This is a genomic window from Bacillus sp. MAG717A (assembly GCF_036884855.1).
GTDB lineage: Bacteria > Bacillota > Bacilli > Bacillales > Bacillaceae > Bacillus > Bacillus safensis.
The window spans coordinates 1,191,561-1,215,705 of record NZ_CP145733.1 but is presented as its reverse complement, the minus strand read 5'-3'; the positions used below and the strand labels follow the sequence as shown (position 1 = coordinate 1,215,705).

General features: G+C 42.5%; 22 protein-coding genes and 1 riboswitch. Of the genes, 13 read left to right on the top strand and 9 right to left on the bottom strand.

Going from position 1 to position 24,145, the window contains the following annotated elements; translation table 11 throughout:
* Positions 1-30: 30 nt before the first annotated feature.
* Together V6Z54_RS06115 and proS are read right to left on the bottom strand one after the other, a co-directional pair.
* Positions 31-207, bottom strand: a complete 177-nt coding sequence (locus V6Z54_RS06115; RefSeq protein WP_164512187.1) for a hypothetical protein — start codon at positions 205-207, stop codon at positions 31-33.
* Between the two features lie 144 nt (positions 208-351).
* Positions 352-1,785, bottom strand: a complete 1,434-nt coding sequence (proS, locus tag V6Z54_RS06110; protein ID WP_073978670.1) for a proline--tRNA ligase — start codon at positions 1,783-1,785, stop codon at positions 352-354.
* A gap of 387 nt (positions 1,786-2,172) precedes the next feature.
* Positions 2,173-2,272: riboswitch (purine riboswitch) on the top strand.
* A 76-nt stretch (positions 2,273-2,348) separates the two neighbouring features.
* On the opposite strand from proS, the gene V6Z54_RS06105 reads away from it, so the two are divergent.
* Positions 2,349-3,521: an MFS transporter gene (locus V6Z54_RS06105; protein ID WP_041088815.1), complete on the top strand. Its 1,173-nt coding sequence runs from the start codon at positions 2,349-2,351 to the stop codon at positions 3,519-3,521.
* Between the two features lie 106 nt (positions 3,522-3,627).
* Here the strand turns inward: V6Z54_RS06105 and V6Z54_RS06100 are convergent, their stop codons facing one another.
* Complete coding sequence (locus tag V6Z54_RS06100) at positions 3,628-4,395, bottom strand: GNAT family N-acetyltransferase (protein WP_338527821.1); 768 nt, start codon at positions 4,393-4,395, stop codon at positions 3,628-3,630.
* 202 nt (positions 4,396-4,597) lie between these two features.
* Between V6Z54_RS06100 and V6Z54_RS06095 the strand changes: the two genes are divergently transcribed.
* The 5 genes from V6Z54_RS06095 (at position 4,598) to V6Z54_RS06075 (ending at position 7,212) form a co-directional block, all read left to right on the top strand.
* The gene (locus V6Z54_RS06095) at positions 4,598-5,056 is read left to right on the top strand and encodes a MarR family transcriptional regulator (protein WP_338527820.1); all 459 of its coding nucleotides are present in this window, start codon (positions 4,598-4,600) and stop codon (positions 5,054-5,056) included.
* A gap of 52 nt (positions 5,057-5,108) precedes the next feature.
* Positions 5,109-5,399: a hypothetical protein gene (locus V6Z54_RS06090; protein WP_231120160.1), complete on the top strand. Its 291-nt coding sequence runs from the start codon at positions 5,109-5,111 to the stop codon at positions 5,397-5,399.
* Complete coding sequence (locus tag V6Z54_RS06085; RefSeq protein ID WP_041088822.1) at positions 5,396-5,854, top strand: DUF523 domain-containing protein; 459 nt, start codon at positions 5,396-5,398, stop codon at positions 5,852-5,854. Before V6Z54_RS06090 ends, V6Z54_RS06085 begins: the two co-directional genes overlap by 4 nt.
* Before the next feature lie 32 nt (positions 5,855-5,886).
* A complete protein-coding gene (locus tag V6Z54_RS06080) occupies positions 5,887-6,303 on the top strand; it encodes a hypothetical protein (RefSeq protein ID WP_073978668.1) in 417 nt (138 codons plus the stop codon).
* An 81-nt stretch (positions 6,304-6,384) separates the two neighbouring features.
* Positions 6,385-7,212 carry an aldo/keto reductase gene (locus tag V6Z54_RS06075; RefSeq protein WP_338527819.1) on the top strand — a complete coding sequence of 276 codons (828 nt, stop codon included), beginning with the start codon at positions 6,385-6,387 and terminating at the stop codon, positions 7,210-7,212.
* Positions 7,213-7,248: 36 nt separating this feature from the next.
* Here V6Z54_RS06075 and V6Z54_RS06070 read toward each other — a convergent pair whose 3' ends face one another.
* Positions 7,249-8,346 (bottom strand): iron-containing alcohol dehydrogenase family protein, encoded by a 1,098-nt coding sequence (locus tag V6Z54_RS06070; RefSeq protein WP_338527818.1) that lies wholly within the window; start codon positions 8,344-8,346, stop codon positions 7,249-7,251.
* Positions 8,347-8,544: 198 nt separating this feature from the next.
* Between V6Z54_RS06070 and V6Z54_RS06065 the strand changes: the two genes are divergently transcribed.
* Positions 8,545-9,513 carry a rhodanese-related sulfurtransferase gene (locus V6Z54_RS06065; RefSeq protein ID WP_024424412.1) on the top strand — a complete coding sequence of 323 codons (969 nt, stop codon included), beginning with the start codon at positions 8,545-8,547 and terminating at the stop codon, positions 9,511-9,513.
* A gap of 342 nt (positions 9,514-9,855) precedes the next feature.
* Positions 9,856-11,475, top strand: coding sequence for an APC family permease (locus V6Z54_RS06060; RefSeq protein ID WP_041088830.1), 1,620 nt, complete (start codon positions 9,856-9,858; stop codon positions 11,473-11,475).
* A gap of 35 nt (positions 11,476-11,510) precedes the next feature.
* On the opposite strand, the gene V6Z54_RS06055 is transcribed toward V6Z54_RS06060, so the two are convergent.
* The gene (locus tag V6Z54_RS06055; protein WP_039176151.1) at positions 11,511-11,711 is read right to left on the bottom strand and encodes a hypothetical protein; all 201 of its coding nucleotides are present in this window, start codon (positions 11,709-11,711) and stop codon (positions 11,511-11,513) included.
* A 186-nt stretch (positions 11,712-11,897) separates the two neighbouring features.
* On the opposite strand from V6Z54_RS06055, the gene V6Z54_RS06050 reads away from it, so the two are divergent.
* The 4 genes from V6Z54_RS06050 to V6Z54_RS06035 all read left to right on the top strand — a co-directional run bounded on the left by V6Z54_RS06050 (position 11,898) and on the right by V6Z54_RS06035 (position 17,470).
* Positions 11,898-12,734, top strand: a complete 837-nt coding sequence (locus tag V6Z54_RS06050; RefSeq protein ID WP_041088833.1) for a PRD domain-containing protein — start codon at positions 11,898-11,900, stop codon at positions 12,732-12,734.
* A 235-nt stretch (positions 12,735-12,969) separates the two neighbouring features.
* The gene (locus V6Z54_RS06045; RefSeq protein ID WP_338527817.1) at positions 12,970-14,829 is read left to right on the top strand and encodes a beta-glucoside-specific PTS transporter subunit IIABC; all 1,860 of its coding nucleotides are present in this window, start codon (positions 12,970-12,972) and stop codon (positions 14,827-14,829) included.
* A gap of 19 nt (positions 14,830-14,848) precedes the next feature.
* Entirely contained in the window at positions 14,849-16,270 is a 1,422-nt protein-coding gene (locus V6Z54_RS06040; protein WP_338527816.1) for a glycoside hydrolase family 1 protein, read from the top strand.
* Between the two features lie 462 nt (positions 16,271-16,732).
* Positions 16,733-17,470 carry a hypothetical protein gene (locus V6Z54_RS06035; protein ID WP_338527815.1) on the top strand — a complete coding sequence of 246 codons (738 nt, stop codon included), beginning with the start codon at positions 16,733-16,735 and terminating at the stop codon, positions 17,468-17,470.
* A 15-nt stretch (positions 17,471-17,485) separates the two neighbouring features.
* On the opposite strand, the gene V6Z54_RS06030 is transcribed toward V6Z54_RS06035, so the two are convergent.
* Positions 17,486-17,821: a hypothetical protein gene (locus V6Z54_RS06030; RefSeq protein WP_041088841.1), complete on the bottom strand. Its 336-nt coding sequence runs from the start codon at positions 17,819-17,821 to the stop codon at positions 17,486-17,488.
* Positions 17,822-18,121: 300 nt separating this feature from the next.
* Here V6Z54_RS06030 and arr point away from each other — a divergent pair, with 300 nt between their 5' ends.
* A complete protein-coding gene (gene arr, locus V6Z54_RS06025) occupies positions 18,122-18,538 on the top strand; it encodes an NAD(+)--rifampin ADP-ribosyltransferase (protein ID WP_041088843.1) in 417 nt (138 codons plus the stop codon).
* Between the two features lie 62 nt (positions 18,539-18,600).
* On the opposite strand, the gene V6Z54_RS06020 is transcribed toward arr, so the two are convergent.
* From V6Z54_RS06020 to mngB, 3 genes are read right to left on the bottom strand one after another with little or no spacing between them, the layout of a single operon-like run.
* Complete coding sequence (locus V6Z54_RS06020; RefSeq protein ID WP_338527814.1) at positions 18,601-20,520, bottom strand: BglG family transcription antiterminator; 1,920 nt, start codon at positions 20,518-20,520, stop codon at positions 18,601-18,603.
* Positions 20,517-21,401 (bottom strand): ROK family protein, encoded by an 885-nt coding sequence (locus V6Z54_RS06015; RefSeq protein ID WP_041088847.1) that lies wholly within the window; start codon positions 21,399-21,401, stop codon positions 20,517-20,519. Before V6Z54_RS06015 ends, V6Z54_RS06020 begins: the two co-directional genes overlap by 4 nt.
* A gap of 56 nt (positions 21,402-21,457) precedes the next feature.
* Complete coding sequence (gene mngB / locus V6Z54_RS06010) at positions 21,458-24,121, bottom strand: mannosylglycerate hydrolase (protein WP_305960781.1); 2,664 nt, start codon at positions 24,119-24,121, stop codon at positions 21,458-21,460.
* Positions 24,122-24,145 lie beyond the last annotated feature (24 nt).

Here is a 24,145-nt window from a genome sequence, read left to right as displayed (position 1 = left end):
AGACCAACAGAGCAAACGTGTTGGTCTTTTTTATTTGACGTCATCGTGCTCGATATACGTTTCTAGTGCGGGGTGGTACTCTTTTTGATAATGAAGGTTGGGACATGTTTTCACGACTTTGCCTTGCAGGGCATTGGACTTTGAGACTTCTAATGCTGTTCTACATTTAGGGCAGCGTTCGGCAAAGAATGAGGGCCAGCGTTTCATGTATCACCACTCCAGTTAAAGTCTTAAAAACCGATTATATTAATATGAATTATAGGGGATCATGCAGGTCAGGTCAATGGGTGTTTGGGTCTTTTTAACAAAAAAAGAAGCATCATGAGAGATGCTTCTTTATCGTTCATATTCTTAATAGGCTTTCGCCCAGAACACCATATCAGATGCAGGCTTTCCGCAGCAGACACATGTCTCAGAAATGGTTTCCTGTTCGAATGGGATACAGCGTGAAGTCGCCCCTGTTCTTTCTTTAATGTCGTTTTCACAGGCTTCGTCACCACACCACATGGCTTTAATCAATCGGTTTTCTTTCGCAAGAATTTGCTCGATGTCTTCGATTGTGAGGGCTTGTGATGTTTTTTCATGTAATCGTTCCTTCGCCTTTTCGTACATAGTCCGCTGGATGTCTTCAAGCATTGCTGTGATGGTTTGTTCAAGTGCATCTAACGTGACGGCTTGCTTTTCACCAGTGTCTCGTCGTGCGAGCATCACCTGTCCTTTTTCGATGTCCTTTGGTCCTACTTCTACACGTAGCGGAATACCCTGCATTTCACACTCGTTGAATTTCCAGCCTGGCTGTTTATCGCTTGCGTCAATGTCAGCACGTGCGATGCGGGCGAGGCGATCTTTCAATTCGTAGGCATGATCCAGCACACCTTCTTTATGAGAAGCGATTGGCACGATACGCACTTGGGTTGGCGCAATATTTGGCGGGAGGACAAGGCCTCTGTCATCGCCATGTACCATGATCATGGCGCCGATGATTCTTGTTGTGAAGCCCCATGAAGTCTGCTGGACATGCTCTAGTTTTCCTTCACGGTTTAAGAATTCGATGCCAAATGCTTTGGCAAATCCGTTCCCGAAGAAATGAGAAGTGGCAGTTTGGAGCGCTTTTCCATCATGCATCAAGCTTTCGACCGTATAGGTGAAGCGGGCGCCGGCGAATTTTTCCTTCTCTGTTTTTCTCCCTTTAATGACAGGAATGGCAAGGAGATCTTCGCAAAGAGAAGCGTAAGTGTGAAGCATTCTTTCTGTTTCTTCAATCGCTTCTTGCTCAGTCTCATGGCACGTGTGCCCTTCCTGCCATAGGAATTCAAGGGTTCTGAGGAAGGGACGTGTTGTCTTTTCCCAGCGGACGACATTGGCCCATTGGTTATATAGCTTTGGTAAATCGCGGTAGGAATGAATAATGTTTTTGTAATGCTCAGCGAACAGCACTTCAGAGGTTGGTCTGACGCAGAGCCTTTCTTGTAATTCGGATTCACCGCCATGTGTGACCCACGCCACTTCAGGAGCAAAGCCTTCGATATGATCCTTTTCCTGCTGTAGCAGACTCTCTGGGATAAAGAGCGGCATATAGACATTCTCATGACCCGTCTCTTTAATCTGGCGGTCAAGTTCGTCGCGAATATTCTCCCAGATTTTAAAGCCGTACGGCTGAATGATCATACTGCCTCTCACGCTTGAATAATCGACGAGCCGCGCCTTTGTGACAACATCTGTATACCACTGGGCAAAGTCGTCTTCCATGCTTGTAATTTTCTCAACAAATTGTTTCTTTGACATTGCAGGTTCCTCCTTTTTAAAAAACAAAAAAGCTGTACTTTAAGTTAGGGACCATTCCTGGTGGTACCACCCTAATTTAAAGCACAGCTTTACACTCAATCATGATAACGGTATGAACCGCTGTATGAAACAGAACTAAATCGGCAGGTTCACTTGAAGATGTCAGTAGGAACTTCTCAGCACCGTTCCTTCTCTGTTAAAGATCGATTCAAGCTACTATTCCAGATCTACGTTGATCCTGTTCGTTGATTTTTCATCAGTTTACCTGTAAATGGAGGAGAAAGCAAGTTGTTCTGATTCCCTTTACAGCGCCTTTTGCTTTAGGATTGGAATGGCAGTATTTTTCTATTTTTACAGCTTGCGAGTTATGAAAGGCTATGCTAATATATTTGAAGAAAAAAATAGACTTGTATAACCTCAATAATATGGTTTGAGGGTTTCTACCAGGATCCGATAAATCCTGATTACAAAAGCGCGCTTTCCTTTTTTGTAATCAGGGTTTTTTTGTTTGTCTGCACCCTGTATCAAAGTGAAAGCGATGATATACAGAAGGGATGTTAGACATGAACTGGAGAGTATATTTATTAGCCGTTTCTACTTTTGCGGTTGGATTAGTTGAGCTTGTGGTCGGGGGCATTCTGCCAAGCCTTGCAGAGGATTTGAATGTGTCTCTGGCAACAGCGGGGCAGCTCATTACGGTATTTGCGATTGTGTATGCCATTTCAGCACCCGTGCTGCTGACTGCGACAGCCAAAATCGAACGAAAGCGTCTTTATTTAATCGCGTTATTGGTGTTTACATTAGGAAATGTGTTCACTTATTTTAGTTCGACCTTTGCCCTTGTGATGATTTCAAGGGTATTGATCGCAATGAGCACAGCGCTTGTGGTGGTGTTATCTTTGACGATCACTGCCAAATTAGTGGAACCAGCGCATCGTGCGAAGGCTTTAGGGCTGATTTTTATAGGAATTAGTTCTTCACTTGTTCTCGGTGTACCGATCGGTATTTTTATTACTGAGAGCTTTGGCTGGAGAGTGATGTTTTTAGGAATCAGTATTCTTTCTGCCATATCGATGGTGCTGATCTATTTTCTATTGGAAAAAATGCCTGTTGAAAAAGTGACGCCTCTTAGAGAGCAGATTCGCTCTTTAGGGCATCCGAAAATTTTTAGTGCACACCTGATTAGTTTGTTTATGCTTGCAGGGCATTATATGCTTTATTCTTATTTCACGCCATTTCTGATGGAAGTTCTGCATATGACCCCGTTTTGGATTAGTATTTGTTATTTGATCTTCGGGCTTGCGTCTATAGGCGGGAATGGGTTTGGCGGCTGGCTGAGTGACAGACTGGGTTCAGGGAAAGCCATTTTACTTGTGACAATAGCGTTTGCGGTTGTCATGTTTACCATTCCTTATACAGCGGGTGTGTTCGCGCTCTTTATGGTGATGGTTGTCCTTTGGGGTGCGCTCAGCTGGGCATTGACGCCTGCTTTGCAGAGCTATTTGATTCAAACAGATCCGGTCACGTCGGATATTCAGCAGAGCTTAAATACATCGGCCTTGCAAATCGGCATTTCGATTGGATCAGCGGTTGGCGGAGTCATGTTTACGATGACCGGTTCATCTGTTGATCTGGCTAAATTCGGTGCTGTGTTTGTACTGATTGCCTTTAGCTGTGCGGTGATTTCGCTTAAGAGACCGCCGCTTTATATGGATCGTCAGCATCATGCTGAATAGAAGACAAAGGGCTAAAATCAAGATCATTTTAGCCCTTTGTCAACAATCTATTGCTGCCTAAAGATAGGCAGCTTTTTTATGTTCATTTCAAATTCAAAATACCATTCTATTCAAAAACGGCCATTTCGCTGATTGGTTGGAAGCCGGCACGTTGGTAAATATTTTTGCCGTCCGCTGATGCTTGTAAGATGACACACTTTTGTTTATTCTCTGTCTGGGTTAGAAGGTAATGAAACATGTCACTGCCAAGTCCTTTTCCGCGGTGTTCTGCCCTTGTTATGACATCATAAATACCGTAGCTGTCGTTTGTCTCGAATAATAAGCCTGTTGTGACCGGCTTATGGTGTTCATACCCCACGAACATGCGGGCTTTTGAGTGTAATGCTTCAATCGAAAAACGCTGGAAATAAACTTCTAAGGCGGCGGCCTCAGCAGACCCTTTAAATAGTTCAATAAAGATATGTTTGTAATCAAAGAGTGTCTGCTCATCAAGTACTTCCTTGATTGTAAGTGATGAGGATATGACTGGATCAATATCACCTGTATGCTCAAGCATCATGATGGTATTGCGTTCGACCTCTTGAAGCTGATATTCCTTCAATAAGTCAGCCCAATCAGGATGGAGTAAATGATGATCGATCCATGTGCTGAAGATGAGTTTCTGTGACCGCATGTGTTCAATGGCTGCTTTCACTTTTTTCGGATCTTGGATTTGAGCTGATGTCGGTAAGAGCAAATTGAACGTGTCAGTCGAAATATGAGTATTGGATAGAACGAAATCGTCAGTTGCGAGAAAGGTTCCGTTCACAGCAGAAGAAAACAGGTGTATCTTTTCTTCTAATTGGCGAACGGCCATTTGTTGTTCGCGTTTCATTTAGCTCACCTTTTTCAGTATGATAAATTGGATGACATCCCCATGATTATAGCATGTGACAGGATGAGTGGAATCTAGTAAAAAAGTACATATGCAATTTTCAGGTCTGTTGACCTATTATTTTACTCACGTCGACATTTCTTTTGACTCCTTTCTTAATTATTAGTACCATTTTATTAACCAGTTAAGAGTGGAGGTTCAGATGGAAACAAAAGAACAGATTGTATTAAAAGCGATTCAAGATCTGATTATGCATAGGGAAAAGAGACGGAATGATCCAACAGATCCACTGATTACCACGACTGATACACTCAAACAAGAATGGACACTCACACAGCTTCACATTTTATCAATGATTCAAGCCAATCCAAACGAATCAAATAATAGATTTCTATCTCAACAACTGAAACTATCAAAGCCAGCTATTACAAAGGCCGTGAAAAAACTAATTGAAAAAGGCATGGTGGACTATTGCCACCGGCAAGGGGATAAGAAATCTGTCTATTATTCTTTGACAGAGGAAGGCCAGCAATTGGCTGCGCTGCATGATGAACTACATGATAAAGCAGTCACGTCCTATTTAGAATTTCTCCACCAATTTCATGAGGATGAATTACAAATCATTGAGCGCTTCTTAAAGGCTTGGAAAGAAAAGATATAGATAAAAAAACCGAAACCATCGCACAAAAGAAGATGATGGTTTCGGTTTTTTTATGGTAAAATTAACATATATTAACGTTGTTCTTAGCCGTGATGAAAGGGAGGGAGCTTCACTGGAGAAAGAAATGATAGAAAATTATAAAAAATACGCATTCATCATGCCATTCGTGGGATTGTTTGTCAGCTTGCTATTATTTGTTTACTTTTTTGGCATCACAGGAGTTGAAGGATCAATTTGGGCTGCTGCTTTGTATTGTGCTCTGCCCTTTTTGGTGAATACGATATGTTTCTTGCCTGTATGTATTTATTTTAAAGTCAGCAAAAAAAGTGAGGAACATACATGATTGTCGTCAGTGCTTGTCTTGCTGGGATGAAGGTTCGTTATAATGGCAGCCATCGATTAGATCAGCGTATTGAGGAGCTTGTTCAAGAGGGAAAGGCAGTCACAGTTTGCCCTGAGCTGCTTGGCGGCTTCTCCACGCCAAGACCTCCCGCGGAAATCATTGGCGGAGACGGATATGATGTATTACAGGGCCTCGCCTCCGTGATTGATGTGCATGGAACTGATGTCACAGAGATGTATGTAAAAGGTGCGACGGCCACGCTGGAACAGGTTCAGTCTCTGAAAGCGACAGCGGTAGTGTTAAAAGAGTACAGCCCTTCCTGCGGCAGCCGGATGATTTATCGCGGAGATTTTAACGGCAGGACAAAAGCTGGTGATGGTGTGACATCCGCCTTGCTTAAACAGCACGGAATTCAGGTATTCTCTGAGGAGGATGATTGGATTTCGCTGTTTTAATAGGTGTGGTGTGAATAGAAGGAGGAGTTAGGTTGAAAAAGTGGATAATTGGTTTAGTCGTCATTATTTTATTAGGAATTGGTCTTTATTTTATAATCAATGCAAAAACATACTCTTTTGATGATGTGGCCTCAATTGATCATAACAAGGTGACTTCGATTCAAATTGAGCATGATAATGAGCGTGTTATGGTGGAAAAGAAAGCGGATATTCAAAAGTTACTCAAGGAATTTTCGGGTATGAAATTAAAGAAGGTAAATGACTCTAAAAAAGACACAAAAGAGTCTTATTGGATCAGGGTGTTAGAGGATGGCAAAGTGATATACGGATTCATCTTTTACGATCAAGCTTATTTAGAAACATATGATGGTTCTAAAACAAAAAATCGGATCAGCGAATATCAAATCGTTGACGCCAATCAAGTTGATATGGGAAAATATATCAAATAACTCAGTCAGAATGTCATGCATGATCAATAGAAAATTCGGGTATAGTGCTTGGTAAGTAAAAAGGAAGCGGAGGTTTGTTTGATGAGTGGATTAACAGATACAGTCACATTAGCAAATGGAGTAAAAATGCCGAAGCTAGGCTTTGGTGTATGGCAGGTAAAAGATGGAGATGAGGCTGTAAATGCAGTCAAAGACGCTCTTGAAGCGGGCTACCGCAGCATTGATACAGCAGCAGCCTATCAAAATGAAGAAGGGGTAGGCAAAGCCATTCAGCAATCAGGCCTCTCTCGCGATGATCTATTCATTACGACAAAGGTCTGGAATAATGATCAAGGCTATGAATCAACACTCGAAGCCTTTGAAACAAGTATGAACAAGCTGGGGCTAGATGTATTAGACCTTTATTTAATTCATTGGCCTGTTGAAGGCAAATATAAAGAAACATGGAAAGCGCTAGAAAAACTATATAAGGATGGACGCGTTCGAGCGATCGGAGTGTGTAATTTCCATCAGCATCATTTAGAGGATTTATTGGAAGAGGCTGAAGTTGTGCCAATGATGAATCAAATCGAGCTGCATCCGAAGCTGACGCAGGAGCCTTTACGAGACTACTGCAAATCGAAAGGAATTCATGTAGAGGCGTGGTCACCATTAGGAAGCGGGAAGCTTCTAAACCATCCTGTTCTTCAGGATATCGCGAAAAAACATGATAAGTCAGTAGCGCAAGTGATTCTTCGCTGGGACTTGCAGCATGGCATTATCACCATTCCAAAATCTGTGACGAAGAGTCGAATCATCGAAAACACACAAGTCTTCGATTTCGAGCTGTCCACACATGAGATGGGTGTCATTGATCAGCTCAATGAAGATGAGCGCACAGGTCCAGATCCAGATAACTTTAATTTTTAATCGAAAGAAAAGCACAGGTACGATGCCTGTGCTTTTTTATTTGCCTTCATGTGTAGATATTTTTTGAGGTTGAAAGGTCTCAATGATTTGAATGGCGTCGATAATCTTTTCTTTATCATAGTCTCCAATCAAACAAAAGGTTTCATCTTTACGTGCAGCATGGTTTGCCACTGTAAGTGCCGCCTCGTCCAGCTGAGTTGTAATACCAAGATCGCGCATATTTTTAGGTAATCCAAGTGTTTGGTAGAGTTCAAGTAATTCCTCTACCTCGGACATTCGGTTTTCTGCGGCAAGCTGGACAAGGATGCCATAAGCCACTTTTTGTCCATGTAACATATGATGCGTTTCTTCAATAAATGTCAATCCATTATGAACGGCATGGGCTCCTGCCATTCTTCCATAACGTCCCCCATAGCCTCCGACTGTTCCGGCTAACGTAATAATCGTATCTGTTACATCTGCAAATGCTTGTGAAAGCTGACCTGTTTTTAAGCTGTTCACCGCTTCTTCACTATGAGAAAGAAGAATGTCTCGAACATATACCGCCTGCTTTAATGCAGCATGCACCATGAGCGGCAAGGCGCATTTTGTGTTACGAATAATCGCTTCCGCTTCATACCATTTTGCCAGCGTATCACCAATTCCGCTTTGAAGGTAGGAAAGAGGAGAGGAAAGCAAAAAAGTATGATCAATTACGGTGAGGTAGCTGGATCGTTTATGATAATCGACTCTCATGAAATTACCCTTTTCATCATAAATGACGCTGAGTGGTGTAGAGGCAGCACAGGTGCCGGGAATCGTTGGTACCATGATAACTTCGATTTGAAGAGCGTCTGCAACTGATTTTGCGGTATCTAAAATCGTTCCGCCTCCGATGCCAATAATCACATCTGACCCGTTAAGCTCTTTTGCGATCCGTGTGACCGCATTGGGTGAACTGTATCCTTTGTGCTGAATAACAGGCCACTCAGGCGGCAGCTTTGTATAGTGTGAAAAAGCTTTGTAAGAATCATATCCTGTCACCACAGCAGGTGACTGAAAAGCAGAAACAAGAGAATCTAGTTCATGATATATTCCCTTTTGAGAAATAAATTGGTTAGGACCGCTTCTGACAATATTTTCTGGCTGGATCATGGATCATTGCTCCTTTACAACATCATAACATTCATAAATCATCTCATTTTACAGAAAGTTCTGTCAAACAATCGAATATATGAGAAGAAAGGACCTTCCGTTTTATGGAATTAAGCCGCCGACATTGCCTTTAGGTATGTATTTCCTGTATGATAAAGAATGGTATGTTTTGATTAAATTTAAGAGGTGTTTATATAGATGGAAAAACAATATCGCGTTTTACTTTACTATCAATATGTCCCCATTGAGGATCCAGAGACGTTTACAGCTGAGCATTTAGCATTCTGTAAGGAGCTTGGTTTGTTAGGCCGTATCCTCGTATCAGCAGAAGGCTTGAACGGAACGGTTTCTGGAACCATTGAGCAAACGGACAAGTACATGCAAGCGTTAAAAGAAGATCCGCGCTTTGCGTCTATGCCGATCAAAATTGACGAAGCAGACGGTCATGCGTTTAAGAAAATGCACGTCCGCCATCGGAAGGAACTAGTGAACCTTAGCCTTGAGGATGATGTGAATCCGTTAGAATTAACGGGGAAACATCTTAGCCCGGTCGAATTTTACGAGCAAATGCAATCACCTGATACTGTTGTGATTGATGCACGTAATGATTACGAGTTTGATGTGGGTCACTTCAGAGGGGCAGTCCGTCCTGATATTGAGACATTCCGTGAATTACCTGAGTGGATTCGTGACAATAAAGAGATTCTTGAAGGGAAAAAAATCCTGACTTATTGCACGGGCGGCGTACGCTGTGAGAAATTCTCAGGCTGGTTAAAGCGTGAAGGCTTTGAAGATGTCTCTCAGCTTGACGGTGGAATTGTCACTTACGGAAAAGACCCAGAAGTACAAGGGAAGCTATGGGACGGTCAATGCTATGTGTTTGATAATCGCTTAACAGTACCAGTGAATCAAACAGAGCATGTGGTTGTCGGAAAAGATTTCTTCACTGGTGAGCCTTGTGAGCGTTATGTGAACTGTGCGAACCCTGCATGTAACCGCAAGATGATTGCCACTGAAGAGAGTGAGCATAAGTATATGCGCAGTTGCAGTCATGAATGCCGCACAAGCGAACGGAACCTGTATGTGAAACAGCACAATTTATCTGAAGAGGAAGTTCAAGAAAGACTAGCTGTCATTGAAAAAGAACAAGCGATTTCACAAGGATAGAGGGAACCCCCTTTATCCTTTTTTCTATACATGGCAAGGTTTTAAAAGGGAGAGGAAGTCATTTCCTCTATCTTTTTTGTTTTGTTTTTTTCAAAATAAGGGTAAAGGTAGTTATTCAGTCTAATAGATTGAACAGTTGAAAAAGCGCTTTCTTTTGAAATAAGCACGTTCGACTATTTCAGAAAATGAAGAATTGAGAGATAATATAGCAGGCGAAAAAATGAACAAGGGTAAAGGTTCATTATAAGAAATATTTGCTAGTAAAATGAAAGGTGAGCTGCTTTGAAAGAGAGATGCTTGCTTGACACATGCTCTGTATTTTAATCGAAAGGTGTTATGAACATGAATCATTTGCATCGTAGGATGGGAACTTTCGCTTTAATGATGGTAGGTCTTGGCTCAATCATTGGTTCAGGATGGCTCTTCGGTGCTTGGCGTGCGGCTCAAATCGCCGGCCCTGCTGCTATTTTATCCTGGCTGATTGGGATGGTTGTGATTTTATTTATCGCTTTGTCTTATAGTGAACTCGGATCGATGTTTCCAGAGGCAGGCGGAATGGTGAAATATACGCAATATTCACACGGATCTTTTATTGGGTTTATTGCAGCTTGGGCGAACTGGATCGCCATTGTTTCTGTCATTCCTGTTGAGGCGGTTGCTTCTGTCCAGTACATGAGCTCGTGGCCTTGGGAGTGGGCAAAGTGGACAACTCATTTGGTTACAAAAGGGGTGTTAACGACAGAAGGGCTCATGGTTGCCAGTGTGCTTCTTGTGATTTACTTTCTGCTGAATTATTGGACAGTTGGGTTATTTTCAAAAGCGAATACATTCATTACCGTGTTTAAAATTGTCATTCCAGGATTAACAATTGGTGCGCTCTTATTCGTAGGTTTTCATAGTGAGAATTTTACTTCTGGAACAAGTATTGCTCCTAACGGCTGGGCGAGTGTGCTGACGGCTGTTGCAACATCAGGGATTGTGTTTGCCTTTAATGGCTTCCAAAGCCCGATTAATATGGCTGGTGAGGCAAAAAATCCAGGCCGGTCGATTCCAATTGCTATTGTCGGATCAATTTTTATTGCAACTGTGATTTATGTCCTTTTACAAGTTGCCTTTATCGGTGCTGTTGATCCATCTATGATTGTGAACGGATGGGGTCATTTGAATTTCAACTCGCCATTTGCGGACCTTGCCATTGCGCTTGGGATTAACTGGCTTGTTCTGATTTTATATGCGGATGCATTTGTGTCACCTTCTGGTACAGGCATTACGTATACCGCAACGACGTCTCGTATGATTTATGGAATGGAAAAAAACAAATACATGCCAAGTGTGCTTGGCCGTCTGCACCCTATTTACGGCGTGCCTCGTCCAGCAATGTTTTTTAACTTAGCCGTATCGTTTATTTTTCTGTTTTTATTTAGAGGCTGGGGTGTGCTTGCTGAAATTATCTCTGTCGCAACACTCATTTCGTATCTGACTGGACCAGTGACCGTCATGACGCTGAGAAAGACAGGGACAGATTTATATCGACCGCTTCGAATAAAAGGACTCAGCATCATTGCTCCTCTCGGTTTTGTCTTTGCCTCATTGACGCTGTATTGGGCAAGATGGCCGTTAACAGGTCAGGTGCTGTTCATTATTCTCATCGGTCTCCCTATCTATTTTTACTATCAAGCAAAAGCGAAGTGGAAAGGCTTCGGCCGCAACTTTAAAGCGGGAGCTTGGATGGTTGTGTACCTGCTTGTGATGATGACGATTTCCTGCCTTGGCAGTGACAAATTCGGGGGCTATAACGTCATTCATTATGGGTGGGACATGGCACTGATTACAGTGGTTGCTCTGCTATTTTATATGTGGGCACTCAAAAGTGGATATGAAACAGAGTTTTTAGAGGATGCGAAAAAAATTAATGATGAGCTGCGTGCTTCTCAGAAAGAAGCTGCGGCAACCAAAGAATAAAGAAACGGCTGCCTGAACATTGCGGGCAGCCGTTTTTATTTGGATGAATGATGCATCACATGCTGCTTCAGCCAAGTGGTGACGCCGCGCAAAACGGCAGCTGTGACAAGTGAAATGAGCACATATCTCCAAAGTTGACCTAAGCCTTGTCCACTCAGCCAGAACACGATGCCTAGAATGATGAGGGTGAACATAAGCAAGAATAAAAATGATGCAGACCAGAAAAAAGCCTTCATAGAAGGTCACCTCCTCTGGAGTAATGTATGCATGCTGATGCACGATCAGACCAGTAATGATGAGGTAGAATAATTTATGAATTATATTGCAAAAGTCAGATAAAAACACCAAGTGATTTGACAGTTGTGTTAAGATGAGAGCATATTTTGAGTAAAGTTGTTGGTGATAGACGGAGGTGTTTGGAAATGCAGATTCAAAAGGTTCTAAACAATAATGTCATTAGTGTCATAGACGAACAAGGAAAAGAAATCGTCGTCATGGGAAGAGGCATCGCTTTCCAGCGACGTCCCGGGGACCCGGTGGATGAAGCGTTAATTGATAAAGTCTTCCGCCTAGAGGATCATTCCGTTCACGAGCGGATGAAAATGCTGCTTCAAGAGGTTCCGTATGATGTGGTCAAGGTGACCGAGGAAATGATCCAATATGCACATACAAAGCTGAACCGAAGATTAAACGAAAGTCTGCATGTATCGCTGGCAGACCATATTCATTACGCCATTGAACGGCTAAAGAAAAATCATCTGATTGAGAATTCGCTTATTTGGGAGATTAAACGCTTATACAAAGATGAATTTCTCGTGGCAAAGGACTGTCTTGAAATGATTGAAGAGCGTCTTCATATTGAACTGCCTGAGGATGAAGCAGGCTTTATTGCCATGCATATCATTAACGCAGAGCTCAATGAGGATATGAATACGACCGTTAATATCACAAAGGAAGTCAATGCCATTCTCACCATTGTGAAATATCATCTCAACATGGAATTTGATGAGGACTCACTCAACTTTTATCGTTTTCTCACGCATTTACGCTTTTTCGTCCAGCGGCTGATTAACGAAACACTGCTTGTCAGCGAAGATCAGGACTTATATCAGCTGATTAAAGTGAAATATCCGAAAGCATACGATTGCGCAAAGAAAATTGCAGAATATGTCTATCAAACCTATCACCGAGATCTCACATCAGAGGAGATGCTGTATCTATCAATTCATTTGAATCGACTGATCAAACGAGAAAAATAAGGATAGATTTTAAAAGAAAGCGTTGACATGAGAAAAGGTGAGTGGTACTATTTGCTCATAAACATAAAAGAATACGGTTTCACAATGATCGTCTTAGAGGATTGTGACTGTTCGGCAGGCAAAACCTAAACGTTCACTAAAAAAGCGCAACAGCAAGCTGCGACTATTTTTGGTGCCCGTTTAGGTTTTTATTTTGCCCAAAAACGTATTTTTTTCAAAAAAAGGGGGTTTGTGTATGAGTCATCGTCAATTAGCAGAAGACATTATCAAACATATTGGCACAGAGAAAAACGTTCATTCATTGGTGCATTGCGCCACAAGACTTCGCTTCACTTTAAATGATAGATCAAAAGCAGATAAAGCGGCCATTGAAAAGTTAAATGGTGTCGTCACAGTCATGGAAAGCGGCGGCCAATTTCAAGTGGTCATTGGCAATACCGTACCAGAGGTTTATCGTGAAATTGGAGAGTTTACGAATCTATTAGAGGATTCCTCTGCTTCATCTGCAAAATCAGGTGAAGAGAGCACAAGCCTTTTCGGAAAATTCGTCGACATTGTATCGGGGATTTTCACACCACTTCTCGGTGTCATGGCGGGTGCAGGTATTTTAAAAGGTCTATTAGGCATTTGTATCAATGCGAAATGGTTATCTCCTGAAGATACGTCATATCAAATTTTATTTGCTGCGTCTGACAGCTTGTTCTACTTCCTGCCATTATTGCTCGCATTCACTTCTGCCAGAAAGTTTAAAGCGAATCCATTTGTCGCTGTGACGATTGCAGGTGCACTGATTTACCCAACTATTCAAGAATTGTCAAAAGGCGGCGGAGATGTGACCTTCTTCGGAATTCCAGTCGTCTTAATGTCTTATACATCTACGGTCATCCCAATCATTTTGGCAGTGTTTGTCATGGGATATATCGAACGTTTCTTTAACAAAGTCATTCATGAAAGTGTCAAAAACTTTATTACACCACTCATTTTACTTGTGACGGTTGTTCCGCTGACACTCATCGTATTTGGACCATTTGGTGTGTATGCAGGGAATGGCATTGCAGCTGTTTTGCTGAAAGTATTCTCCTTTAGTCCTACACTTGCAGGTGCTTTAATTGCGATGGCTTGGCAGATTCTTGTCATCTTCGGTATCCATTGGGGACTTGTGCCAGTGATTTTAAATAATATCGCAGTCCATGGGAAAGATCATATCAAGCCGGCAACTGCGCCAGCTGTCTTCTCACAAGCCGGTGCTTCCATTGGTGTTATGCTGAAAACAAAGAATAAAAAGCTGAAATCATTGGCTGGATCAACAGCAGTTTCTGCTGTGTTTGGGATCACGGAGCCAGCTGTATACGGGGTCACGCTTCGTTTGAAAAAACCATTTATTGCAGCTGTTATCTCTGCCGGAGTCGGCGGTGCGATCATCGGTTATTCACAAAGTATTGCGATTGCGTCAGGTCTTCCAAGTTTACTGACACTTCCGATTTTCTACGGTCAAGGCTTTACAGGGTTCATCATCGGAATCTCGGTCTCGTTCGTCCTTTCTATCATCCTAACCTATTTGATTGGATTTAAAGATCCAGTAGATGAAGATGAAACGCCGGCAACCGCTCCTGCAACGCCAATTGAAAACGAACATGGGGTCAAAGCAGCTCATGTGAAAAGTCCTTTAAAAGGCGAGGTCATCAAGCTGGAGGAAGTGCAGGATAAAGCATTCTCATCTGGTGCACTAGGAAAGGGCGCAGCCATCATTCCATCAGAAGGAAAGCTGTTTGCACCAGTATCAGGAGTTGTGACAACGGTGTTCCCAACTGGACATGCGTATGGTCTAACCTCTGAAAGCGGAGCAGAAGTACTTATTCACATTGGACTGGATACCGTACAATTAGGCGGTCAGCATTTTACCCCGAAGGTTGTTCAGGGGCAAACCATCACAGAAGGTGAACTGCTTGCAGAGTTTGATATCGAAGCCATCCAAGCCTCAGGCTTGTCAGTCACAACACCCGTTATTATTACCAATTCAGGTGAGTTTAGCGATATCATTGAAACAGAAGAGAAACAAATCACACCAGGACAATCATTTTTACATCTAGTTTAATCAAGAGGAGGAAGGAATCATGAGATATTCAACACTAGCATCATTTCCAAAAGACTTTTTCTGGGGCGGATCTACTTCCGCCTATCAGGTAGAGGGTGCATGGAACGAGGATGGCAAGGGGCCTTCTGTCATTGACATGAGAGCAAGTTATCCTGAAGGGACAACGGATTTTAAAGTCGCAAGCGATCACTATCATCGTTATAAAGAGGATGTGAAGATGTTTGCAGAAATGGGTTTGAAGGCTTATCGCTTTTCCATTGCGTGGACACGGATCATTCCAAATGGAGATGGGGAGATCAATCAAAAGGGGATTGAATTCTATCATTCACTCATCGATGAATTGCGCCGCTATGACATTGAACCAATCGTGACAATGTATCATTTTGATCTGCCTCATGCGCTTCAAGTAAAGGGCGGATGGTCTAACCGCGGGACAGTGGATGCGTTTGAACGCTATGCAGAGGTGCTATTCAAGGAGTATGGTCAGAAAGTGAAATATTGGCTGACCATTAATGAACAAAACATGATGATCTTACATGGATCAGCGCTTGGTACACTTGATCCGAATTTAGAAAATCCGAAAAAAGAACTGTATCAGCAAAATCATCATATGCTCGTTGCACAGGCAAAAGCCATGACGCTTTGTCATCAAATGCTGCCTGAAGCGAAAATTGGACCAGCGCCAAACATTGCGCTCATTTATCCCGCTTCTCCAAAGCCTGAAGATGTGCTTGCTGCGGCGAATTACAATGCGATCCGCAACTGGCTTTATCTAGATATGGCGGTGTTCGGCCGTTATAATAACCTTGCTTGGGCGTACATGAAAGAAAAAGACATTCTTCCTGTCATCGAAGAGGGAGATATGGATATTTTGAAAAGCGCGAAGCCAGACTTCATTGCCTTTAACTACTATACCTCTCAAACGGTTGAAGCGAGTAAAGGAGATGGCAATGACGAATTTGCACGCGGCGGAGATCAGCATTTGAAATCCGGTGAAGATGGTGTCTACAAAGGCGGCAACAACCCATTCTTAAGCAAAAATGCGTTTGGCTGGGAGATTGACCCTGTCGGCTTCCGTTCAACGATGCGCGAGATTTATGACCGCTATCAGCTGCCGCTTATTATCACGGAAAACGGATTGGGTGCTTTCGACAAGTTAGAAGAAGATGGTTCAATCCAAGATGATTATCGAATTGATTATTTAGAAAAGCATATCGAACAAATCAAATGGGCGATCACAGATGGCGTCGAGGTATTCGGATACTGCCCGTGGTCAGCCATCGACTTAATCAGCACACACCAAGGTTGCTCCAAGCGCTACGGGTTCATCTACGTCAATCGCGACGAATTTGACCTAAAAGACCTCAAAAGAATTCGCAAAAAGAGCTCTTATTGGTATGAAACCTTGATTCAGCAAAATGGATACAACATCGGGAAGTAACATATGAAAAAGCCAATCACCTTATGAGTAGGTGATTGGCTTTTTTTCGTCCATTTTATTGGCAAGATCATATTGTTCGAGTTGTTCTAAAATGATAGCTGATTTTGAAAGCCTAATAAACTGTTTTCTTTTATAATCCGAACAATATCACAATCCATTTCGCTGTTTAGAATGCTACATCAGTTGGTAGACCCAGGCAGCTTGTATTTTTAGTTTGGGCTTCTTTAGATTGTGATGGGAATATCTTGCACCATTGTTTAGGATTATGCATTTCGGCTTGTGTCATTTGTCTACCACAGAAATTTTCACCAAAACGAAGTTCTAAAAAATAAAAAAATGATTGCGGACACCGCAACCAAAAAAGGAATTTTCTTAAAACTATCTTAAATCCATTGATACACTCATTTTAATTTGATAACCTTGATTTTGGAATTTAATGCAAAAGGAGGAAATATAAATAAAATGTTCAAAAAAACACTTTTAATCCTAATTACCCTAGCTCTTGTCATGTCAATATGGACTCCATTTTCATCAGAAGCATCAGCGGAAACACACTTTATCAATTCACAAGAATTAGAAGCATTAGTAACACCAACAGTTCTACAGAATGAACAAGCTACCAAAGAATTAGACGAACTTGAAATGAAAATGGGAGAATACATAGAAAACCTTCCATTTACAGAAAAAGAATTCGAAAACATGTCAGAGTCAGAACAAAATAAATTGATAGATCAATATTTCAACAATGAAGAATTTTTATCTTTAGAAAACCGAATGACACAACTTGACTCCAAAAGTAATCAGAGTGAAATCACAACACAAGCACTACCAGTATTCTTCGTACCAATCGCAATGACCGTAGGAAGAGTTGCTTTGTGGGCCATAAGATCAAAAGGCGCAAAAGTTGCACTGAAGTATTTGAAAAACAGAATAAAAGGTTTTGGGAAGAACTATCATATCGATTGGTATGTAAAAAATAGAAAAGGAAAAGTCGAGAGTCTCGTAAAAGTGTTCCATAAAAAAGGAAAAAAGAAAATACGAGTATTTGCAGTTGATAACGGAGTCATACCACTAAAACCAGGATCATCAAACTGGTACTGGCATTTTCATGTAGCTCCAAAAATTCAAATACACCATGCTCTTAGAGCATCAGTACCAAGTAAACACAAAGCTGTAAAAGGTAGAACAATACTCCACTAAAAAAGAAAAGCCCTTTTATAAGGGCTTCTCTTTTTTAGCATCGTAATCTTTAATAATTTCAATTGGATCAATTGCATCATCATCTTGTACATATTGCTCTACATATGGAGTCATCAACTTCTCAAACTGATTTTCATCATCCACTAAAGCAATACAAGTTTCATAACCCTCAAAATCAGATGGATATAAATGTGCAACAGCACTACCAGTTTTTAAAGCCTGATCTATCGCATTTTTTAATTCCAATAAACCCTTCCTGTTTCCTAAAATCAATGCTTCTCTATGATGAGTTTCTTGAGCATATATATTACACATCTCTAAAATATCATCATCATCTACTTGAATAGACATACAAAAAGCACCTCCAAAGTAAAATTTAGTTAATTATATAATTATTGATGCCAACATGCCAAGACCTCAAACGTCTCATTGGCTACTTTATCCTTATGGCTTCTAACAGCTTTTTATCTCTTTCAAGAAGACTGCTTTGTATGTATTCTTGCTGTTTTTCAACTTGCTGGAGATTACAATCACATCTAACTCTCTACTATAATTATACCCAAAATTTATTGAAATTTATAGACTGTTTTCCCCCTATATCTAGCCGTATACTGTTATACGCAAGTCAAAAACGATAAGGGGTGTGGCTGTATGAATGACAAGCAAAAGGTGTTAGATCCAGGGCCATTTTTTCATGGGACAAAGGCAGAATTGAAGATTGGGGATCTGCTTGAACCGCTGCATTTATCCAATTATCAGGATAAAAAATCGAACCATATTTATTTCACCGGAACACTAAACGCAGCCAAATGGGGTGCTGAGTTAGCCAGGTCTGCTGCGAAAGAAAGAATTTATATTGTAGAACCGTTAGGCGAGTTTGAAAATGATCCCAATGTGACGGACAAAAGATTTCCCGGCAACCCAACACGTTCTTATCGATCGAAATCTCCGTTGAAAATAGTCGCAGAATTAGGTTCATGGGAAAGACATTCCGATGAAGAAATCAATCATATGCTGAGCTCCTTAAAAAAATTAAGTGAAGAAGGAAAAAATGTCATCTACGATTGATGTTACGTATATTTAAATAAAACAAAGGCCGCCTCATGAACTGGGCGGCCTTTTATTTGATCTTATTGGAACAACGCATCCATCAGCTCATCAAATGTTTTGGCTTGCTTGAGGGCGCGAATGCGGTCTGGATTGTCTAGTAAATCGACGGCCTGTTCAAAGAATTGGTTCATGCAGGCAGCGTCATCCTTATGAATCGCTAGTAAAAAGACAATTGATACTTGGTTTCCCTGCCAGTCAATCGGCTGTTTTAAGTGTGCGATGGCTACAGAGGAAGTGCCTTCATTTGTGATGAGCGGATGCGGCATTGCAATACCGCTGCCAAGATAGGTAGACGACATTTGCTCACGCTCAAGCACCGAGGGCCGAAAGGAAGACGATACTAGCTGATGCGCCTCCAAACGGCTGCATAATATATCTAATACCTCATCCTTGCTGCTTAGGTCAGCATTCATTAAAGTCAATCGCTCTTGAAAAAACGCCATCAGCTCTTTTGAGGGTGCCCCGTGTCCATTTAATAAATGAATGACTTCATTCACACGCTGTATATCATGCTGTTCAAAAAAGGCACTGACCTGAATGACTGGTTTCCCCTTTGATGTGAGTGGAACGGTTGTGATGATGACGTCACACGGCAAAGAGGAGCTCATGAGATAATCCTGATAGGAATAGAGCTCAACGATGTCAAGCTCGTGCTGAAAGGCTGACTTCAATTTAATTTCAAGGAGCCTTGCCGTCCCTAGTCCAGACCCGCACACGATAATGGCTTTCTTTTTTTGCGAGGTGTCGAGCTGACTTCTTTCAAATGAAGCAGCGATATGCAAGGCAACATATGCGGCCTCGTCTTCATTTGGTGTACGCACCAGCTGTAAGGCATTTAGTCCGCTGACAGCCAAATCAAACGGGTAAGGATAGGACGCTTTGATCTCATGCAAAAGCGGATTTTGTAAGGATACGCCATATTGAATTCGATTTAATAGCGGCTTCATATGAAGCATCAAGTCTTGCTGCAGTATGCTGTCATCAGCAAAACGATGACCGCTGGTTTTTTCAATATGCTGTAGAAAGACTGTAACCGCCTGTTGGACTTCCAATGTTGTCTGATGCAGGGCGGCTTCTTTCCACGTTTGATTCGCCAATAGATGCATGACTAAGTAATCTGTTTCATCCTCTGATAAGGTCACATAAAAAGTGTCACTCACCTGCTGTATGATTTTTTGTGCAATTCTCATTAAAACTGGTGATCTTTGTGTGCGGACAGTACTAGCGGATACCCGCTGGTTTTTTCGTGTTTGCTGAATCGCAATGGCTAAGTGAATGACTAAATTTTTTAAGGCAATGTCTTTAATGAGCAATGACTCTTGATGCAGGTTCGTCAACACAATAGATCGAATGGTTTCAAGAGAAATATCAGAAAAATGGAGCTGCTCCCGCTCGGTGATATGAGAGAGAGCAGGCTCTTCTTCAAGAAGTAAGTCTGCATAGCACGTTCTTTTTTGCAGCTCGTCTCCTTCAATTTTTAAGCCAAATCCAGGCTTTGATACAAGGGTCATGCCGTAACGGGCTAACATCTCTCGTCCTTTTTTCAAATCACTGCTGACCGTCATGCGGCTGATAAACAGTTCTTCAGCCAGCTGGTCAATTTTTAAGTAATCTGATTGAAGCAGCAGCTTTCTCATCATAAATCGTACACGCTCTTCTGGCATGACGGGGACAAGAGAGCGGGCAGGAAGTTTTTGTTGATGAAGCCAAAGTAAGAAAGCGTCTTGGTCACTCGTTAAAAGAGTATATCCCTTTCCGCGAATCGTTTTAATCATGGCTCCAGCTTCCTTTAAATACTCATTTGCTTCCTTGATTAAATTGCGGATAGAGCGGTCAGATAAGCGAAAAGAGGCAGTGAGCTCCTCCAGCTTCACGAACCCCTTCGTTTCAAATAGCCGCTGAATCAGCTGATAGGTTCGAGGATCTGCCGTCATCATCATTGCGCGGCTCCTTGCGCCTGTAAGGCATCCGTTCCAAGAGCGATGGCGCCCATTAAACCAGATAATCCATCAAAGGATGGTTTTGTGATAATTTCATCTAAAGGCTTTGGCAGCTGCAAATAGCCGTGAAGCCGCTTGTCTGTTTCATCAAGAATAAGTGGCAGCATAGCTGGCTGCTTCATCACGCCTCCACCTAAAATGATGCGTTCTGGTGAAAGGGTGAGCAGCAGGTTAGCAGTCATCTGCCCGAGATAGTAAGCATGAAGTGACCAGGCAGGATGATCCTCTGGTAGCATGGGTGCCAGTGTATGATAGCGTCCTTCAATGGCAGGTCCAGATGCCAGTCCCTCTAAACAATCATGATGTATAGGGCAGCAGCCTCCGTAGGTGTCATGAGGATGCCGCTGAACGGTGATATGACCCATTTCTGGATGCAGCAATCCGTGAATAAGGCGATGTTCAATATAGGCCCCGCCGCCTATTCCAGTCCCAACAGTAATATAGACCAAGGAGGCAGGTTTTTCTGCTTCAGTTGAAAAACGGGCTTCTCCGAGTGCTGCACAGTTCACATCGGTATCAAGCTTCATCGGGATCCCGAGGGCTTGTTTTAAGGTAGAGAGGAAAGGGAATTGGCGCCAGGCCGTTTTTGGTGTGTCTAAAATCGTCCCATAGCTTGGGCTTTGTTCTTTCACATCGACAGGACCGAATGCCCCAATTCCAATTGCATCAACACGATTCTTTGTAAAGTAATCGATCACTTGCCGGCATGTTTCATCTGGATTCCCTGTTGCAAAGGAAGTCATGTGTTCAATTGTTCCGTCTGTTGTTCCGTAGCCGCAGACAAATTTCGTTCCGCCTGCTTCAATGCCTCCAATTCGCATGATCAATGCCCTCCATTAAAGAGGGGCGGAATCCAATGGATCCCGCCCCTACATGTTCATTTTTTCTTTACAATGTAGGTTTGTACCTGACAAGGTGTAAGCGGTTCAATGTGTAATGATCCATGTTGTGCTTTGAGTATCTGTCCTTCAGGTGTTTCTCCTAAATTCGCTGTTTCTCCGTGTTGTAGAGATGAACTATTGATTGAAGCGGCTGTTTGACGCGTTAAATATGGATTGAAGAGACGAATGACAATGCCTGTTCCATGCTCCTCTTTTTTCAGAGCGCTTAGAATGGCTCCATCTGTCTCGATGTCAAGCAGGCTATAAGTAGATTGTAAGTCTTCTTTTTCATCTCGGAAAGAGAAAATTAAACGACCGTTTAAAAAATCTGCCCGCTCGTAGCATTGAACAGGGGTGGTATACCGTTTGGCAAGCTGCGCTAAGTGTCCCTCGCTGACTGCATCCTTGCTATAGTGCATACCAAATGAGAATGACAGTGCACCTTGCAGCTGAGCGTCAGGTGTCTCCACAATTTTTTCCCCAGATGCGCGTCCTGGACGATAAAGGAGATTTTCTTTCCCCATTTTTCCGAAACAGCGGAAGAGCGTATACGCAATCGTTGTGTAACCTTCTCCTGTGATTTGGTATTCTCTCACGCAGGCGGTCAACAGAGCGGCACCATATGCTTCATCACGTAGTGCGACAAAGGATTGCATCGGTTCAATGGTGATCGGTTTTTCTTCCCAATGTTCATTGTTCCACCATTCAAGCTCTTGCGTGAGCTCTGTTGGGCGTTCGATTGTACCAAATTGTTGATCGCTTAGTGATACGTTTGATGCGATGCCTGTATCAAAAAGAACACGAAGGCGATGATCCAATGCATGGTTATCGACATCTACATGAAAACGGATGACAGCATCGTCTTTGTTTAATGCCACCTTCGCTGTGATCGGCAGTGAAGTCGCAGCCGATTGCTGAGAGCGCGCCTCTAGGTCATAAGGGACAGTGAGCTGAAGCTTGATGGTCAGCTCCTCTTGCAGGCCGCTTTTAGACACTGAGATGTCCGCTGATGAAAGATCTTTTGATGAGACATACAGATCCTCACGCGGTGGTGAATAGTTGTAAGAATCCCCATCGTCTCCGTTGTCTTCAAAGATCATTTGCTCAGAGAAGGTCTTGCCCGTTTGTTTGTCTGTGATGTCCAGTGATCCGTTGTCATTTGCCGCAATGCGGTAATACGTATTTTCGATCACGCGTCCTTTAGTTTCTTCCCATAGAGATTCGCTTGATTCATCGAAGACCATGCTCACTTGTGTATAGCCTACTGACGGTAAGTCGATGGCTTCAATCAGCAGCACGGCTTTCCATACTTGCTTTGGCATGTACACTTCTTTACTTGGGTTAAGAGAAATTTGCTGTGCCAGCACATAATCTGTGACATCGGTTTTGCTTTTCACTGTGTACTGAAGCGTTCGTCCATTTGCATCCTTTAGCGTAAATGGACGTTCCGTGATAAACGTTTCGACTTCAATGACTTCAGAGCGCGTTGAAGGCAGTGTATTGAATAAAGTGAACGTGATTTCCTGCTCTGTTTGCAGTCGAATAGCGATGAGACGCATGTGCAAGTCCACCAGATTCTCGGCGATTTCCTTTGCCTGCTTGTAGCGGAAGAAGACATCTTGGTTTGTCGTGTCACTATTACAGCCGCCAATGCTGTCATGCGCTGCATTTTCAAACATAAGGTACCAAATATCGCGAACCGTATCATGCGGATAGTCGTGTCCAAGCGAATAGCTAATCGTTAGGATGGGCTCCATCACATTCACGAGATAGTTTTCAATTTGATTGTTTAAGATTTTTAAATCCGCTCGTGTTGAAAAAATAGATTTGTGAATCCGCATATGCTTCGCATGAATGAGCTCTCCTTGTAATGTCTCAAAAGATGTCCGCTCTTTTTTCACGGCTGCAATATAATCTTCTAAACTGCTGATTTCATAGTGATGCTCGTCAAGCTCATTGGCTTTTTCTAATAAGTCAGGCAGGTTTTTGCGAATTGGTGCTTGGTCAAAGCCGTTCGGGAAATAGACATTCTTTGTGGTGGCCTTTGCTTGCAATGCACCGATTTTTTCAGATAAAAAGGCTTGTAAGTCCTCATCCTTCTCAGGAATATTCCCGCCGTAGTAGTAGCCAAATGGCAGGTTCACAGCAAAGACTTCACTGCCGTCAGCGCCGCGCCAATTGAATTCAGTATGATTGGTCATATGGTCAGAAACGCCGCGCCAAAATGCTGTATCGACAATACCGAAGCCGCGATAAATTTGAGGCATTTGTGCGGATTGACCGAAGGAATCAGGGACATAGCCGACTTTCATCACGTGGCCGAACTGCTGACAGCGTTCAATCCCATATTGCAGGTTCCGCACAATCGATTCACCTGAAATGACGAGCTGGTCGGTTTGGGTATACCATGGGCCGATGATGAGACGTTTCGCTGTGACGAGCTTCTTGATTCGATTCTCATCCTCTGGACGCCATTTCAAATAATCATCTAATAAGGAAGCCTGGGCATCGAGCATGAAGTAATGGAACCTTTCATCTGTTTCAAGGGTATCTAAAATGTCCATTACGCTTTTCATTAAGTAGATACGGGAGCGGGAGGTGGTGAAATACCATTCCCGGTCCCAGTGAGTATGTGGAATCACATGTACATTGACAGTCATTGATCAACGACACCTTTCTTCGTT